We start from the raw sequence: 17,290 nt of genomic DNA on the forward strand, positions 1-17,290 counted from the left end.
CTGATTTTTCACTCCAGGGCAGTCGTAAAGTGACCTTAATGTTAAAAGCACACACCCATGGCAAGAAGGTTTTAATGCGTGTGTTGCTGATAACGCTGGCGGCGCTATCCCCCGCTATGTTGACCGCCAACCCGCTACACAGCCCCCCTGACTCGCCGCGCATTGTGACGCTTTACCAGGGCGCCACCGACAGCGCCGTGGCACTTGGGCTGACGCCGATTGGCGTGGTCGACGCCTGGTTGGAAAAACCCATGTACCGCTACCTGCATGATCCGCTTGATGGCGTCGAGCATGTGGGGCTGGAAACTCAACCCAACCTGGAAAAGATTGCCTGGCTGAAGCCTGACCTGGTGATTGCCAGCGATTTTCGCCACGCGCGCATAGCGCCACTATTAAGTGCTATTGCTCCCACGATATCAGCGCCTACGGTATTTAACTTCAAGACCACCCTCACGATGGTGGCGAATGCCACTCACCAAGAAGCCGAGGCCGGGGAGCTACTCCAGCGCTGGGACGAACGGGCGGCCGATTTTCGCCAGCAGATCGCCGTCAAATTGGGCGATGCGTGGCCGCAAAAAGTCGCCGTGGTGCGCTTTAAAAGCGATCACGTACGTATCTATACCAGTGGCTTTGCGGGCTCGATTCTCGATGAGCTGGGCTTTGCGCAACCAGATACCCTGCAGAGCCAAAGCTGGGGAATGAAGCTTTCCAGTACAGAAAATATTCCGGTGCTGGATGCCGACGCCCTGTTTATTCTGCTTGAACCGGATGACCCCGCCATTGCGGATAATTACCGGCACTGGGCCTCCCACCCTCTGTGGCAACAGCTGTCAGCCGTTCAAAGCGGGCGTGTTTTTGAGGTTGATCCGGTGAGTTGGATGATGGGCGGCGGCATATTAGCGGCCAACGCCATGCTGGATGATCTATATAGCCACTATGAATTAGCTTGCCATGCCCCCTTGTCAAACCGCGGCGAGGAACCTTCATGCTAAACAGCGCTGCCGCGAAAAGCATCGGCCTACTGTTGGGGGCGCTGGTGGCGCTGGGCGCCTTTTTCGCCAGCGTGATGCTAGGCACCACGGAGATCGCCCTCTCCTCCCTGTTCGGCTCGCTCGCCGATTATGACCCGTCCAATATCGCCCATATTATTCTGCTAACCGAGCGCTTACCGCGCGCGGTGGTTGCCGCTCTGGTGGGCGCCAGCCTGGCGATTGCCGGGGCACTGATGCAGACCATGACGCGTAACCCCCTAGCGTCGCCGGGTATTTTGGGCATTAACGCTGGCGCGATGTTTTTTGTCGTGGTCGCGGTGTCACTTTTGCCACTGCATACCCCCGCCCACTACGTATGGGCCGCGCTATTAGGGGCACTTGTCGCTGCCGTACTGGTGGTGGTGCTTAGCCGCGGTCGCCACGGTGAGCTCTCCCCACTGCGGGTTGTGCTGGCTGGTGTGGCGGTAACGGCGATGTTTGTGTCGTTCAGCCAAGGGCTGCTGGTGATTGATCAACAAAGCTTTGAAAGCGTGCTCTACTGGCTGGCGGGTTCGGTGTCAGGGCGCGATCTTTCATTGGTAGCGCCCTTGCTACCACTCTTCGGCGGGGCGCTTTTACTTAGCGCACTGCTCGTCCGCCACGCTAATGCGCTGCTACTGGGCGATGATATGGTCACCGGGCTGGGTATGCAGGCCACCACTATCAAGCTGCTGCTCGGGTTGATTGTGATTGTGCTGGCAGGTAGTTCCGTAGCGCTGGCGGGCATGATCGGGTTCGTGGGGCTGATTGTGCCCCATATGGCGCGGGGGCTGTTTGGCATTGATCACCGCTGGCTGCTGCCTGCCTGCGCCCTGCTAGGGGCCTGTTTACTGCTGCTGGCTGACCTGGGCTCGCGCTTTTTAATGCCTCCCCAGGAGATACCGGTCGGCGTAATGACGGCGCTGATCGGCACGCCCTTCTTTATTTATCTGGCGCGACGCAAGATGGCAGGCCAATGAGACAAGCAGCAATGTTAACCCTCGATAAAGAGGCGCAGAACGACAGTAACCGCTTACTGCGCAGCCTGCTCATGCTAAGCCTTTTATTGTTAGCAAGCGCCGGGCTGTCGCTCTGTTTAGGCAGCTTCCCCACCTCATTCACTCAGGTGATACACGCTCTCGCCGCGCCACAAAGTAGTGATATCGCTTTTATCATTTGGGAGTTAAGGCTGCCCAGAATTCTACTGGCCATACTGGTCGGCGCCGCCCTGGCGATAGCGGGGGCAATTCTACAAAGCATTGTACGCAACCCGCTGGCCTCACCAGATGTGATCGGCATTACCAGCGGCGCAGCGCTGGCGGCGGTGCTGTTTTTAGCGCTATTGAGCACCACCTTGAGCATTCACTGGCTGCCCGTGGCGGCCATGCTAGGGGCACTGGTTTCAGCATTGCTGGTGGTCAGCCTCGCCTGGAAAGGCGGCATCAGCCCATCGCGGATGGTACTGGTGGGCATTGGCCTTGCAGCGGCCATGGGTGCAGGGACTACGCTGTTAATCGTGATCAGCGATGACTCCGCCGCCATGACCGCCTATGTATGGCTCACCGGCAGTCTTTACGCTGCACAGTGGGACGATGTTCGGGGTCTATTACCGTGGATAGTCGTCGCTGTGCCGATCAGCCTAGCCTTCACCCGTCATGCAGACGCCATGGCACTGGGCGACGCCGTTGCCGAAGGGCTGGGGGTGGCGATTCTACGCAGTCGATTAGTCTTGCTAGCCTGCAGCGTGGCGCTGGCCGGTGCCGCCGTGGCGTTTGCGGGGGGCTTAAGCTTTGTGGGGTTAATTGCCCCCCATCTAGCAGCCAGGGTGGTGGGGCGCAACATGGCACGCCTAGTGCCCGCGTCAGCGCTGGTCGGCGCCTTGATTGTGCTTTACGCCGACCTGCTGGGCCGAGTGGTCTTTTTACCCAAAGACCTGCCTGCGGGCATTTTCGTTGCCGGGATAGGCACGCCCTTTTTTGTCTATTTGTTGCATAGATCGCGAGCTCGCTTTTAAAACCTGTTGACGAAAAAAAGCGGCACCCTCGGGGCGCCGCCAAACAGTATCGAGCATAGAAAATAAAAAAACAGAAAACGGCTGCTTAGAAATCCAGCTGGTATCCCAGCGTGAAAGTGCGGCCACGCCCAGTGAAGTAGTACTCGTCGCTGATTCGTGCGGCTTGGGAGTAGTAAGTGATGTAATCCTTATCGGTTAGGTTTTCGATACCCACCGACACCCTGCCGGTGGGCAGGCGATAAGCTAACGAAGCATCCACTAAGCCGTAGCCGTCAAAATCAAGTTCAGGATTATCGACGCTGCGATCGAAGTAGTAGCTACCCTGTAAGCGCGTGGAAACACGCTCGTTCCAGGTAGCGCTCCAGCCCAGTTTGAGTGTATCCGGGGCGATATTGATACCGGTGAGTTTGGTATCCACGCGACCGTCGCCATCCTGATCCGACTTGCCCTCGGTATGAGCGTAAGAGAGCGACAGATCATGCTTGTCCGCCACCTGCATGTCACCAGTAATCTCAACGCCCTGGATCTCGGTTTTCTCTCGGCTGCCTACCCAGGTGCCATTCTGTTCGGTCAGCCGTTGGCCGTAATCCGAGTTCGACTCGTAATAGCTGATCTCTAACCCATAGCCATCCCAGTCAAAGCGCGCGCCGATCTCATGGTTTTCGGTCACAATCGGCTGAAGCTGCAGTAAGCTATCCACATCCTGGCCCGCCGCGCCAATACCACGCAGCACGCGGCCCACATCGGGCATACCAAAGCCTTCCGAGTAGTTGGCATACAGCTGGGCCCAGTCGGTGGCTTGATAGGTTAAGCCGACGTTATACAGCGTCTCATCGAAGCTGGGCTTGCCGCCGTCCACGCTGACGTTGTCTTGAGTGACATTGCTACGATCAATCGTTTGGAAGCTATCCACCTCAAGCTCAGCGTGCTCGTGACGCACCCCCGCGTGCAGCGTCAGCGGATCCGCTAGCTTAAACTGGCCTTGCAGGAACGGCGCCAAATTCCGGAAGCGACTTTCCGGCACATAGGTACGCCCGGTATGCACGAGCATTTGGCTTGTCTCGTCTTCCAGTACATCCAAACCCACCGTCACACCCAAGCGGTCGTCCAGCATACCGTTACGGTTCAAGGTGAATTTAGCGCCCGTTTTGTCAGACTCATTGCGCGTCTGGTCGAATTGGGTATCGCCCGCACTATCCAGGTAAGGGAAAAACGGCGTAGTCGCGAAGCGCGCGCGAAAGCGCTGGCGATACACTTGGGCATCCAACTCATTGCCAAACCAATCAGCGTGGGAGTAGGAAAGCCGTGCCGAGGTCACTTCGTTGAACCCAGGCTCGCCGTCACGGCTGCCTTTGCGCGCCGTGGTCGGCACCCCTGCTGCACGATCTCCCGCTACCGGCACGTAGTCGTTGCCCTCTTCCAAATCAAAATGATTAAGCGAGAACTCAACATTCTGGTTGTCATCAATCCAGTAACCCAGCTTGCCGAACAGGTCGTAGCTTTCCGAGTTCTGCAGCTCGCCTGGGTAGGCAATACCCACCACCTCGTCGTTGCCGTCATAAAAGACGCCGCGCTCCTGACGAGTGGCTGCGGCAACGAAATCCCAGTCGCCTTGCTGCCCGCTAATACGGTAGTCCAGCTTGTTGCCCAGTCCACCGGATTGGAAATCATCGTCCGTGGTCAGGCTAATGCCCGCGTGCTGGCTAATACCGCCACCTTCGGCACGCCGGGTCACCAGGTTGATCAACCCACCGGTCGCACCTAAACCATGCTCGGCGCTGGCACCGTGGATCACTTCAATGCGCTCAACCATGGAAAGGTCAATGGTATAGCTATCCCGTGAGCTGTCGCGCAGCGGGTTGGACTGAGGCACACCGTCAATCAAAAATAGCGCGTCGCGGCCACGGAATGTTTCGCCCGCGTTAGAGAGCTTTTGGCGGCTGGGTGAATAGGAGGGAATCAGATTGCTGAGCACCTGCCCCGGGTCGTCGGTAATCGCTAGCTGCTGCTCGATCTGCTCGCGGGTGATGATCGTTACCCGCTGCGGCGTTTGTCCCGCTTCGCTGTGGCTACGGGTGGCAGTTACCACCATGGTCGAGTCGGCATCACTGGTGCCGCCTTGTGACTCAGCAGTTGTTGACTCCTGCGCGTGAGCCTGACTGATCGCCACCAAACCGGCGAGCGTCACTGTGGGCCACAATACTGGACGAGTCTTAATGCGCATTTTTTACCTTTTGAGTGAACGATTCCCAGAAAACGTAATACATATCTAAATGATAATGATTGTATTATGCACAAAAAGATATACAGGTCCACTCCACGGGAACAAACCGGTCGGAACAGCAAGCAACAGCCAGTGGCAAGTATTGAAAATGAGAATATTTTGGCTTACGGTTCTGCCTGCGTTAACAACCTCAATGAGCCCAACCATGACACGCCCTTCTCACCAGTCTCCTCGTTTGACCGGCGAAGCCTTGCAGGCAGGCTACGACACTCGACGCGTGCTGGATGGTGTGGATATCGCCATTTCAGAAGGTAAAGTCACGGTGCTGTTGGGCCCCAACGGCAGTGGCAAGTCGACGCTGCTGAAAACCCTTGCCCGCACGCTCACGCCTAGCGACGGGCATGTGTATTTGGATGGCAAGGATATTCATCGCAGCAAGACGCGGGAGGTCGCCAAACGCCTGGGAATCCTGCCCCAAGGCCCAATAGCGCCCGAGGGGTTAAGCGTAAAGCAGTTGGTAGGGATGGGGCGGTTTCCACACCAGGGGCTATGGCAGAAAAATGCTCAGCAGGACGCCGAGGCCATTCGTGAAGCCATGGCGTATACCCACGTGACGGAGTTTGCCGAGCGCAACGTGGATGCGCTTTCCGGCGGCCAGCGCCAGCGCTGCTGGATTGCCATGGTACTGGCCCAGCAAACCGACCTAATTCTGCTTGATGAGCCCACGACTTTTTTGGATCTAAAAGTACAGGTTGATTTACTGGAGCTACTTTCGCGCCTGGCCCATGAAAAAGGCCACACCCTACTGCTGGTGCTCCACGACCTGAACCTGGCCGCCGCCTACGCTGATCAGTTAGTGATGATGTGCGATGGCCGCATCGTCACCAGCGGCGCGCCGAGCGAAGTATTTACCGAGACCAACCTTAAGCGCGTGTTCGATCTGGATGCCCATGTCATCCACGACCCCGAAAGCGGCAGCCCGATTTGTGTACCGCGTAAACGGCATCAAGCCGCCGCTGAATCAGGAACGCTAGTTCAGCAGCGTTGTGTGATGTAAGCAATGGCCTGTAATTTGCTGCAAGCAATAAAAAGCCCGGCAAGTTACCGGGCTTAGCTTAGGCTAATTTTCTTACCAACTATATTTGACACTACCAATCACACTACGGGATTCGCCGTAGTAGCACCAGTATTCACAGCTGGCCACGTACTCTTTATCCGTTAGGTTATTGACGTTGACCTGGGCCTGCCAGCCGTCGGCAAACTCATAGCCCACCATGGCGTCGAACAGGGTGTAGCTATCTACTTCTGTGTTGTCCGCGACACTGGTATCAACGGTGCTGCCCACATACCGCACGCCGCCGCCCAGCGTCACACCCTTCAGCGCGCCGCCGGTAAAGGCGTAATCCAGCCAGGTAGAGGCCTGGTGACGCGGGATTAACGGTGCACGGTCATCGTCTTCCAGCCGTGAATCGGTGTAGGTATAGGCCGCAGTGACTTTTAGATCATCGGTAATGTAGCCAACGCCTTCCAGCTCAAAACCTTGAGAGGTGCGTTCGCCTTCCTGCACCTGAAAGCCAGTTGGTGAATTCACCAGCGTGTTGCTCTCTTCCAAATCAAACAGCGCCGCCGTCACGTAACCATCCCAGCCAAAGGGGGCCACCTTAACGCCCGCTTCCCACTGACGCCCTTCACGGGGGTCATAAAGATCACCGTCGCTATCCACACGGCCCAGTGGGTCAAAGGACTCGGTGTAACTGATGTAGGGATTAACGCCGTTTTCACCCAAGTACATAGCGCCGCCCGACCAAGATACCTGATCGTCATCTGAACGCTGGGTCGTTCCCGCCGTTAGGTTACTGTTTTCGGTCTCTGCCTGATCGTAGCGCACGCCGCCTAGCAGCACCCAACGGTCATCAATGCGCAGTTGATTCTGAGCATACAGGCCCGTTTGCTCTTTATCGATTTCACGGGTGAGCAAATCATCCGCGCCCACCGGCGTGTAATTGCCATAAGTGGGGTTGAAGATATCAATGGGGTCGCCGAACGGGAAAGGATCCGCTTCTTGGCCACTCACGCCGAGGTTTTGATAATCCACCCCCAGCAGTAGCGTGTTTTCGGTGCGGTCAGTGTACCAGTTACCTACCATACGGTTATCGACCGTCCAGCTATCAATGGTGCCATCGCGGTAGACATGGCCGCGTGCGGCTCGACGCTCATCCGCCATAAAGAAGGCGTAGGTGCTGCGCAGCTCTAAATCCAGCTCGCTGTAGCGTAAGTCCTGCTCGAAACGCCAAGTGTCGTTAAGACTGTGGCGCAGTTCGTAGCCTAACGCCCACTGGGTGCGCTCATCTTTATCGTAACCCGGCTCGCTGAGATTGGTTTGCGGGTCGACACGACCAAAGGGCGTGTTCTCCACGGTGCCATAGGGCAGCTTGAACGAGTTCACCGGGACGCCATCATCTTTCTGCACGCTGGCCAGGAACGTGACGGTCGTATCGTCGCTGAAATCCACCGCCAGGCTCGGTGCAAAGTAGTAGCGCTCGTTATCCGTGCCGTCTAAATCGCCGTCGCGCTCTTTATACAGACCCACTAAGCGGTAGCGTACATCATCTGACTCACCCACCGGGCCACTGGTATCAATCCCAACTTGACGATGGTTGCGGTTGCCGAGTTGCAGGTTTACCTCGCCCTGAGGTGTTTCGGTCGGGCGCTTGCTCACCGCATTGATCAAACCGCCAGGAGGCGCCTCACCGTACAAAATTGACGATGGGCCTTTGAAGACATCTACTCGCTCCAGGCCAAATGGCTCCGGCAACCACTGATAAAACCCTTCGCGATAGATACGCAGGCCATCCTGGTAGGTGGACTGGTCAAAACCGCGCACCTTGAACCAATCGGTGTTGTTATCACTGCCAAAATGACCTGACAACACGCCCGCACGGTAGCGGAAGGTTTCATCTAATTGCTGAACGTTGCGGGTCTCCAGCTCTTCACGGTCAACGCTTGAAACCGGGCGTGGCGTTTCCACCAGCGGGGTATCGACCTTGAGAGCAGTGGCCGTAACCACCATGGTATCGTTGTTAACGGATTCTTCTTGCGCAAACAGAGTGAGCGGAGCAACGCCGAGCATGCCACCCAGCGAGAGAACCAAGGAATGGCGAACCGCTACAGCCAATGGCGCGACACGGAAAGGCATAGGAGTACGGAGCATGAGTAAGTCTCAACGGGTATGAGGAGTGATATCGTTATAATAAGACGAATGATACAAATTTTCATTCAGAATCACAATAACTCCATTAACTCAAGTCCAGAAGTTGGAACGAGGTGTTCGATTCGGTGCTGTCTATAGGAGGAGACATCGAGAAGCTATCGACGTCAAGCATGCCAAAGGAACCGCCAAAGAGGACAAATCTGCGTTTTTTTGAAGAAAACTACTTGGGAGGGCAGAAATTAAATGGTGGGCCCAATAGGACTTGAACCTACGACCAAGGGGTTATGAATTCGCTTTTAAATCAAAAGATACTGAAAGCACTACGAAATCCACCGTAACCTAGCAAAAGTTAAAGTATCTGACTATCAGTAGCTTAGCGAAGGTGAGCGTAACCTACCCCAACCAGTCACTGTACCGATATCAGTCCATTTCCCACGGATTGATCGTCTCGACGCTTAGCTTCTCGAAATCCTTTACATTGCGTGTCGCCAACACCGCTTCATGCTGGATGCAGATAGCCGCAATTTGGGCATCGGCCATGTGGACCTGCCTTCCTGTACTCTCGCTGACAGCGACCTGCTCTGCGTAGTGAATCGCAGCCCCGCTATCGAACGATAGAATGCGTCCAGAGAAATCTTCCTCGAACATTGCCGCCGCCTTGGCCGCGAAACCACGCTTGCGACTGCCGTCGGGCAAGCGCTCGATACCATAGAGAATTTCAGCAACCGTAATAGCGGAGATTGTTACGAAAATAGCATCCTGCCTGTCCAGCCAGTCGACAACCCGTGCGTCTGGGACAGGCCGCATCAGCTCGGATAGCACATTGGTATCAAGAACTATCATGCGCCGAAGCCCAGATCACGAGGCTTATCTGACCTAGGCAGCACGTCCAGCTCGATGCCCCCCACGTCTGCGAATCGCTCACGTATGCGACTCCCTAGCCCCTTTGCTTGAGGCTGGTTCAAGGCGCTACGCAGAATAATGCGAACCTCCTCTTCCATGGAATGGCCATGCCTAGCCGCTTCCATGCGAAGCTGAGCCTTCAACTGGTCGTCCAAATTGCGGATCGTGATCGAAGCCATGCCAGACTCTCCATCTGATTGCAATGCTATCAATGATAGCACAAGGCCAACGAGTACGCCTATGCATTCAAATGACCACGAGATACACACACTTGGCACCTGACCACTTAAAAGCAACGATCACGTTCGGCCCGAAGATATTCGGTTGACACTTTGTTGCCACTATAATGAAAAGGTACAGCTAGGAAGGGATAAAACGAGGGTAAGTCATTGATAAATGGTGGGCCCAGTAGGACTTGAACCTACGACCAAGGGATTATGAGTTGGCTACTATAACAATAAGTTACTGACAAATAAAGGAAAGTAGCCGTAATTTAGAAAAAGGCACAGTTGTTTAGAATCAGTAATTTAGCGAAGTTTAAGGATAGCATGCGAAGCTATTGTGTGTACCGTTGGTGTACCTTTTCGGAGCGGATGCATAGCAAATCTTATGTGCTACCATATAACTACTATGTAACACATGAGGATATGTGTCATGAGCGATGCTACTTTCACCTTTCGGGTCGATGAAGATCTTAAAACAGAATTTGCCAGTGTAGCCAAGGCCCACGACCGCACCGGAGCACAGCTTCTGCGCGACTTTATGCGCAACTATGTGGCGCAGCAGCAAGCACAAGATTATGACACTTGGTTGATCGCCAAGGTAGAACAGTCACGAACCTCTGCGGAAGCAGGCAACCTTATCCCTGCCGCCGATGTTGAAGCTAGGTTTGCAGCTCGACGTGCCGCTACCCGTGCCCGCCTGGCAGAAACTAAGTGATGGAGCTGGTTTGGGCGCCAGAGGCAATACAAGATCGTGATGTCATTTACGATTACATAGAGCCAGAAAACCCTCTGGCGGCTTTGACGCTAGATGAGCTGTTTTCCGAGAAGGCCGCAATTCTGGTAAATTTCCCTAACAGCGGACGCCCTGGCCGGGCTTCGGGCACCCAAGAGCTGGTCGTCCATCCCAGCTATATGCTTGTGTACGAAGTTGTGGGGAAACAGGTGCGTATTTTGAATGTGGTGCATACGGCTCGCCAGTGGCCGCCAGTTTAGAGTTAAACCTTAATAGAAAGCCATTGCATCATGGGTTTCTGCATTTATAACAATTACTTAAAACGATAGGAAACCTCCAATGCATCGCGTTAGCTGCCTTCATATTGAGAATTTTAGAGCTTGCCGAAATGTCACTCTGCCACTGGATAGCTATACCCCACTAGTCGGGCAGAACAATGCCGGGAAATCCACAATACTAGAGGCCATTCGCTGGGTTTTGAAGCCCAGCGCCTTGAAAGCAACTGACTTCAATGAATCACAACAGCCGGTCATTGTCGCTGCGTGTGTGGATGGAATTGATGATGATGTCTTGGCATTAATTCCCAGTGCAAACCATCGGAGAGCTATAGAGCCTTACTGCCGGGAGGGTAGACTCTGGATTCGGGTGACGGCCAGTGGAGCCAGCTCGAAGTCCAATACACAGGAAGTATGGCAAGTGGATGAGTGCCCTCAAGATGGGGTTCCCGAGCTATGGCGCTCCTATCCTTCGGGGCTTCCGCAAGCAGTCTCTTCCCTATTACCTGAACCACTGCATGTATTGGCCATGCACGATATTGGTGAAGATTTGGGCAAAGCCAAAACCGGAACGACAATCAAGGGCCTTCTGGATGAAATCATGAAGCCCCTCTTGGAGGCTCATGGTGAGTTGACGACAGCGCTCGACACCATTCGCAATGTACTAACCACTAATGGTGATCAGCGCTCAGACCACTTGCAGCAATTCGACACCAGTGCCACCAATGCACTAGAGAATTTCTTTCCTGGCTTGGCGCTGGATCTAGATTTGCAAGTGGTAGACATTAAAGAGTTCTTCAAGGCGGGTGATTTGCATGTCACCGATACGGTCAGCGGTGACAGGCGACGTTTTGATCAGATGGGTACCGGTGCTCAGCGCGCTATACAGATGGCACTGATCCGCTATTTAGCGGATGTGCGTCGTACCGAAGATGACCGGCTTTCCCGCCGCCTGTTGCTGATTGATGAGCCAGAACTGTATTTGCATCCTCAAGGTGTACGGCGGCTGCGCGAAGCCTTGAAGACGCTTTCAAGTGCAGGTTTTCAGATAGTGTTTTCCACCCACTCACCGCTTATGTTAAGCCGTGAAAATGCACCCAATACTGTGATTGTTGGTAATACGATAGATGACGGCGTCACCGCTCGCAAGCCAATGAGTCAAGCTGTCCAGGACGCCCTTGAAGACGCTGAAAGCCAGTCACAAACCCTGTTTGAGCTGGGTAACCTGGTAGACATCTATTTCGCAGATCGAGTGGTACTCTGCGAAGGAAAAACGGATCGAAGGCTATTGCCCCTGGCATACGAAAGGCTTTACCAACGTTCACCCGACCTGGATCACATTGCATTTGTTTCCGTCGGTGGTTGCAACAGCTTTGCCAAAGCTTTGTCGGTGCTGAGTGCCATGGATATTCGTGCTTGTGCCATAGCTGATCTGGACTTTGCCTATACCAACGCAAGAAAGAGCGGGCTATTGGAGCGCGATGGGGCTGACATAGCCGCTGCTAAGGCAGCCTTGAGCCGACTGCAAGCAGAAAGTGGCTTTACTCTGAACGGAGGACTTCCGCAGAAATGCAATCAGTGGAGCGCAGCAGATATTTGGGCCTGTTTTGCATCGGACGAGGAAGGACAAGGTATTGCTCAAAGCAGCCACGAAGCGCTGAAAGCCTCTCGGATCTGGGCCTGGCCGCAAGGATGTATTGAACAGGTAACCGGTTCAGACGACAAAGGTGAAGATGCCATTATTGAACAGGAACAGCAGTTGCGCACCATGAGCGCCGTAGAAATTGAACAGCAGATGCCCGCTTTTAAAGCGTGCTTCGATTGGATCAGGAGTCTTTAATGCCCACGCTTGAGTTTAAGGGTAAGCAGTTTGTCTATTCCCACCATCTTGGAGTTCCATTTCGTGAGTTACAGGTGTTGCCGAAAAAGTCGCTATCCGCAAAGGGTAAACAATCCTCGCTGGATGATAACCTGATCATTCATGGGGATAACCTAGAAGCGCTCAAGGCACTGTTGCCCACCCATGCAGGCAAGGTGGACTGTATCTTTATCGACCCTCCTTACAACACCGGTAACGAAGGCTGGTGTTACAACGACAATGTACGCTCGCCTTTGATGAAAGAATGGTTGAAGAAGTCAGCTAATCCAGTAGACAAGGAAGACCTAGAGCGGCATGACAAGTGGTTGTGCATGATGTGGCCGCGACTTAATCTTTTAAAAGACCTTCTTGCGGAAGATGGAAGTATTTGGATCACACTGGATGATAATGAGGCTCAGCGCGCCAAATTAATTCTTGATGAAGTTTTCGGTGAAGACTCCTTTGTGGCGTCGATAACATGGCAAGCTAGGTACTCAGTATCAAACGATGCATCTGTATCTACTTCTCATAACTATATTTATGTTTTTTCAAAAGCTCCTGAAACTTGGAAAAAGATTCGAAATGAAATTCCACGTGATGAGAAGCAGGAAAAGCAATATTCCAACCCCGATCATGACCCTGCAGGGCCGTGGAGGGCTATACCTTGGGATGCTCCCAATATTCGAGAAAATCTTTCTTATCCGATCACTACTCCTAAAGGTTCAGTTAAATACCCACCAAAAGGAAGATGCTGGGCAAGAGAGGAGTCACAATGGAATGAAATTGTCGAACAGGGACTAGCCTATTTTGGGAAGAATGAAGATGGCGCCCCATCATATAAGCGTTATCTTAAGGATGCTGGCACCGTGGTGCCTACAACATGGTGGCCGCATGACAGTTCGGGGCATACAGATGAAGCGAGTAAAGAGTTAACGGCTTTTGGCCTCGACACCCCTTTTTCCACACCAAAGCCCGTCCGTCTACTGGAAAGAATACTTAGAATTGCTACACGGGAGGATTCTTTGGTTCTGGATAGTTTCGCGGGATCGGGAACTACGGCTGAGGCTATTCTATCTCTCAACAAGAAAGATGGTGGCAGCCGACGCTTTATATTGGTCGAATGTGAAGAGTACGCTGACACCCTCACCGCCGAGCGTGTTCGGCGGGTTATCAATGGCTACCCCTATACCGGTACCCAGCGTGAAGAGTTGCATCGAGAAAGTATTACTTGGAGTACTTTCGGTAATGAGGCAAAACATAAGAAGGTGATGGATCATGTCGATTCCATCGAGAATCTGCACGGGCACGAATACGATAAGATCAAAAAGCAGATCAAGGATGGGGTGCTTACCGTTAGCGGCGAGCGCAAGATAGAGAAAACCGCACCTGGTCTGGGTGGTAGCTTTACCTATTGCACTCTGGGCGAGCCCATTAATATCGAGAGCCTACTGACAGGCAAAGACATGCCAGGCTTCGAGTCGTTGGCCCGCTATGTGTTCTACACCGCTACCGGACAGTCACTGGAGAAAATCAGACAACCCAAGCCCGATGGTTTGATTGGCGAGACTGAACTGTTCCGGGTTCACCTCTTCTACCAGCCGGACAAAGCATGGCTACGCTCGAATGAGGCGGCACTGAACGCCGAACGAGTGGCTGCTATTGAGCAGGGCAACAAGGCTGGTAAGCGCACCATTGTCTTTGCAGTAGCCAAATTTATGAGCCAGAAGGAATTGACTGCCCGGCGCATCGAGTTTTGTCAATTGCCTTATGCCGTCCACCGGATTTTAGGTGATTGAGCATGGAACTGAAGGAATACCAGCAAGGAGTACTCGGCAAGCTGGATCGTTACCTCACGGTTCTGGCCGAACAACTGGAAGAGGCGAAAGATTTCGTTGAATTTCAAAAGAACAAAGGCAAAGCTGCTCTCTTGGGTGATTATTGCCGGGAGACCTGGGATCAACTTAATACTGAGCGCTTATTGCCCTACCTGTACCAGAATGGCAATCCCGTGGTGGCTCCCTACCTGTCACGCCATGACGGTCTAGGGCTGTCGATTCCTAATATCTGCCTGAAACTGCCCACCGGAGGTGGTAAAACACTACTAGCGACGGCTGCGCTAGAGCGGGTACAAACCGATTATTTCAAACGTCAAACGGGTTTGGTGCTTTGGGTAGTGCCTTCCGAAGCGATTTATCGGCAAACCTGGAAGCAGCTGGCAAACAGGGAACACCCCTACCGGCAAATGCTAGAGCGTGCTTCTGGCGGGAGGGTGAAACTACTGGAGAAAGGGGATGCTTTTACCCGCATGAATATTGAGGGGCAACTGTGCGTCATGCTTCTGATGTTGCCTTCTGCGGCTCGTAAGTCGAAGGAAACGCTACGACTGTTTCGCGACAGTGGACGATTCACCTCATTTTTTCCGTTAGAAGATGACAATGAGGCCATTGAAGCTCTGGTGCAACAGGTGCCAAACCTGGATCAGAATGATCTTGCTGACCTGGGATATGGCGATGGTATAGTGCCAGGCTCAGTCTCCGTCAAGCAAAGTCTAGGGAATGTGCTACGGCTAGTTCGCCCGGTGGTAGTCATCGACGAGGGCCATAAGGCCTATTCCGATACTGCCCGCGATACTCTAGCAGGCTTTAACCCCCGCTTTATCCTCGAGCTGTCCGCAACTCCAAATACTAATGGCAGACACCAATCCAATGTGCTGGTGAATGTACCGGGGGCGGATCTCAAAGACGAGGAAATGATCAAGCTGCCAATCAATGTAATCAATGAAGGTAAGGGCGGCTGGAAGCACACACTATCTTTGGCCCATGTTAAACAGCAAGAGCTGGAACAAGCTGGGCTTGCGTTCCAGAACGACTCCGGTCGTTATATTCGCCCTATTGTACTGGTTCGTGTGGAGCGAACCGGTAAGGAACAACGCGATGCCGGTTTTGTTCATGCTGAGGATGCCCGCGAATATCTGCGCGACCAGCTAGGGGTGAAGGAAGAATATATTCGTCTTAAGACCTCCAGCGATGATGAACTCGCTGACGAAGACCTGCTATCCCCCACTTCTCAGGTACGCTTCATCATCACTAAGGATGCATTGCGTGAAGGCTGGGACTGCCCTTTTGCCTATGTGTTAACGGTTCTTTCACGTACTACCGCTACCACAGCACTGACCCAAATGATTGGTCGAGTATTGCGACAACCTCATGCTCAAGCAACTGGTTTAGAAGCGCTAGACGAGTGTTACGTATACACCTTCGATCAAGATGTTACAGAGGCCGTCAATGGCGTACGGCGGGGGCTGGAAGATGAGGGCATGGCCGACTTAGCCTCCAGTGTAAAAGCGTTCGATGCGAGCAGTGGGCAGGCCAGCAATATGCGCCGGGAAGTTATCAACCGGAATGCTAAATTTGCCGGGATGCCACCAATCTTTCTACCGCGTGTTTTGCATCAGGATGGCGACACCCCAGATGGCTATCGTCCCCTAGATTATGAGCGGGATGTGCTAGGCGCCCTGGACTGGGAAGCCTTGCAATTCCTGGCCGCCGATAAGGCCTCTATGGACAATGACAAGCTGCAACGTACAGTGGCTCGCATTAGCCTCGACCGGAAAGCAAAAGATGGCGAACAGGCAGTATTTGATCTAGAGCAGGAAGATATCGACGTAATACCAGAGGAAGGGCTGGACACCTCCTATCTGGTGCGCCAGTTGCTAGACGTGGTTCCCAATCCCTGGCAGGGGATGCGCTTGTTAGATGAAACCCTGGCCGCCTTGCGAGCCAAGGATGTCACCGATGAACAGATTTATGTCAATCGACTGGACTTGGTGCAAGCCATGAAGGCGGACTTGCGTGGGCAGGTGAACGCCATGGCAGAATCAATGTTCCTCGCCAAGCTGGAAAGCGGCGAGATTGCCCTTCGGCTGGTGTCCTCAAATGACCCAGCTTTGAACTGGAAAATTGCCGAGACGCTGGAAATCGACGTATCTGATGTTGATCCGTTGCTTTACCGAAAGAATGGCGAGCCGCTGGAAAAGAATCTTTTTGAGAAAGTCTATCAGAAGGAATTCAATGACCTGGAAAAGAACACAGCTTGGTACCTGGACGAAAGTCAATGTGTTTACTGGTGGCACCGTATTGCAGTTAACCAGCGCTCCTACGGCTTGCAGGGCTGGCAACGTCACCGTGTCTACCCCGACCTGCTAGCATGCGTGCATGGCACCGAAAATGGAAAATTCCGGTTCTCGATACTTGAAACCAAGGGCGACCACCTGAAAGGTAATGACGATACTGAGTACAAGCGTAAATTATTTGAGCTTCTGACTCAGTATGCCGATATAACCGCAGAAGTTGGCCAGCTGGATCTTGAAGAGCAAGGGGACTCAGTTAGTTTCCAGATGATAATGGAAAAGGACTGGAAGCAAACTGTATCTGAAGCTTTAAAGAAGTCCTAATACTGGGTGGCTAAGATGCTTTTGTTCAGAACGCACAACGTACGCAGAGAGCCTTAGTCACCCGCAATAACTTAAAGCACCGTATAAAGAGGAAGCTATGTATTTAGAAAAGATGACCGACACGGAGCTTCTTAACTTAAGGGTTGAAGTAACACAAGAAATGCGTGCCCGGGCACGCTCTAAGCTTGAAGAAACAGCCGAGTATTACATTGGCATATTCGGTTCAGAGCAAGGTATGGAACAACTAGCAGAGTGCCTTTTCCAAGACATCGCTCAAAAAGTCTATCCAGGCAAATGGGCTGGTTTGGTATCCCATGTTAATAAAATAAGTGGATGATTTTTAATAATCTGGTCTCCAGCTGCTCTTTGATCATATCGATACGAA

General features: G+C 53.2%; 14 protein-coding genes. 10 read left to right on the forward strand and 4 right to left on the reverse strand.

Features of this window, described 5'->3' with window-relative positions; all coding sequences use genetic code 11:
* Positions 1 to 38: 38 nt before the first annotated feature.
* The 3 genes from QT230_RS08735 to QT230_RS08745 are packed head-to-tail and all read left to right on the forward strand — an operon-like array spanning position 39 to position 3,024.
* Positions 39 to 992 (forward strand): iron-siderophore ABC transporter substrate-binding protein, encoded by a 954-nt coding sequence (locus QT230_RS08735; protein ID WP_308321234.1) that lies wholly within the window; start codon positions 39 to 41, stop codon positions 990 to 992.
* Positions 986 to 1,990: an iron ABC transporter permease gene (locus QT230_RS08740; protein WP_308321235.1), complete on the forward strand. Its 1,005-nt coding sequence runs from the start codon at positions 986 to 988 to the stop codon at positions 1,988 to 1,990. The genes QT230_RS08735 and QT230_RS08740 overlap by 7 nt, the downstream gene beginning before the upstream one ends.
* Positions 1,987 to 3,024 (forward strand): iron ABC transporter permease, encoded by a 1,038-nt coding sequence (locus tag QT230_RS08745; protein WP_308321236.1) that lies wholly within the window; start codon positions 1,987 to 1,989, stop codon positions 3,022 to 3,024. The genes QT230_RS08740 and QT230_RS08745 overlap by 4 nt, the downstream gene beginning before the upstream one ends.
* 85 nt (positions 3,025 to 3,109) lie before the next feature.
* Here QT230_RS08745 and QT230_RS08750 read toward each other — a convergent pair whose 3' ends face one another.
* The gene (locus QT230_RS08750) at positions 3,110 to 5,248 is read right to left on the reverse strand and encodes a TonB-dependent receptor (RefSeq protein ID WP_308321237.1); all 2,139 of its coding nucleotides are present in this window, start codon (positions 5,246 to 5,248) and stop codon (positions 3,110 to 3,112) included.
* Between the two features lie 205 nt (positions 5,249 to 5,453).
* Between QT230_RS08750 and QT230_RS08755 the strand changes: the two genes are divergently transcribed.
* The gene (locus QT230_RS08755; RefSeq protein ID WP_308321238.1) at positions 5,454 to 6,305 is read left to right on the forward strand and encodes an ABC transporter ATP-binding protein; all 852 of its coding nucleotides are present in this window, start codon (positions 5,454 to 5,456) and stop codon (positions 6,303 to 6,305) included.
* Positions 6,306 to 6,377: 72 nt separating this feature from the next.
* Here the strand turns inward: QT230_RS08755 and QT230_RS08760 are convergent, their stop codons facing one another.
* The 3 genes from QT230_RS08760 to QT230_RS08770 form a co-directional block, all read right to left on the reverse strand.
* Entirely contained in the window at positions 6,378 to 8,378 is a 2,001-nt protein-coding gene (locus QT230_RS08760) for a TonB-dependent siderophore receptor (protein ID WP_308321404.1), read from the reverse strand.
* A gap of 501 nt (positions 8,379 to 8,879) precedes the next feature.
* Positions 8,880 to 9,302 carry a type II toxin-antitoxin system VapC family toxin gene (locus tag QT230_RS08765; protein WP_308321239.1) on the reverse strand — a complete coding sequence of 141 codons (423 nt, stop codon included), beginning with the start codon at positions 9,300 to 9,302 and terminating at the stop codon, positions 8,880 to 8,882.
* Complete coding sequence (locus tag QT230_RS08770) at positions 9,299 to 9,541, reverse strand: plasmid stabilization protein (protein ID WP_308321240.1); 243 nt, start codon at positions 9,539 to 9,541, stop codon at positions 9,299 to 9,301. The genes QT230_RS08765 and QT230_RS08770 overlap by 4 nt, the downstream gene beginning before the upstream one ends.
* Before the next feature lie 475 nt (positions 9,542 to 10,016).
* On the opposite strand from QT230_RS08770, the gene QT230_RS08775 reads away from it, so the two are divergent.
* From QT230_RS08775 to QT230_RS08800, 6 genes are all read left to right on the forward strand, one after another.
* On the forward strand, positions 10,017 to 10,301 hold the full coding sequence (locus tag QT230_RS08775; RefSeq protein ID WP_308321241.1) for a hypothetical protein: 285 nt from the start codon (positions 10,017 to 10,019) through the stop codon (positions 10,299 to 10,301).
* On the forward strand, positions 10,301 to 10,579 hold the full coding sequence (locus tag QT230_RS08780; protein WP_308321242.1) for a type II toxin-antitoxin system RelE/ParE family toxin: 279 nt from the start codon (positions 10,301 to 10,303) through the stop codon (positions 10,577 to 10,579). The genes QT230_RS08775 and QT230_RS08780 overlap by 1 nt, the downstream gene beginning before the upstream one ends.
* Positions 10,580 to 10,658: 79 nt before the next feature.
* Positions 10,659 to 12,434 (forward strand): AAA family ATPase, encoded by a 1,776-nt coding sequence (locus QT230_RS08785; protein ID WP_308321243.1) that lies wholly within the window; start codon positions 10,659 to 10,661, stop codon positions 12,432 to 12,434.
* On the forward strand, positions 12,434 to 14,248 hold the full coding sequence (locus QT230_RS08790; protein ID WP_308321244.1) for a site-specific DNA-methyltransferase: 1,815 nt from the start codon (positions 12,434 to 12,436) through the stop codon (positions 14,246 to 14,248). Before QT230_RS08785 ends, QT230_RS08790 begins: the two co-directional genes overlap by 1 nt.
* A gap of 2 nt (positions 14,249 to 14,250) precedes the next feature.
* On the forward strand, positions 14,251 to 16,905 hold the full coding sequence (locus tag QT230_RS08795) for a DEAD/DEAH box helicase family protein (RefSeq protein WP_308321245.1): 2,655 nt from the start codon (positions 14,251 to 14,253) through the stop codon (positions 16,903 to 16,905).
* A gap of 97 nt (positions 16,906 to 17,002) precedes the next feature.
* The gene (locus QT230_RS08800) at positions 17,003 to 17,242 is read left to right on the forward strand and encodes a hypothetical protein (protein ID WP_308321246.1); all 240 of its coding nucleotides are present in this window, start codon (positions 17,003 to 17,005) and stop codon (positions 17,240 to 17,242) included.
* Positions 17,243 to 17,290: the final 48 nt, after the last annotated feature.

The organism is Halomonas sp. SpR8 (assembly GCF_031010195.1).
Classification (GTDB): domain Bacteria; phylum Pseudomonadota; class Gammaproteobacteria; order Pseudomonadales; family Halomonadaceae; genus Vreelandella.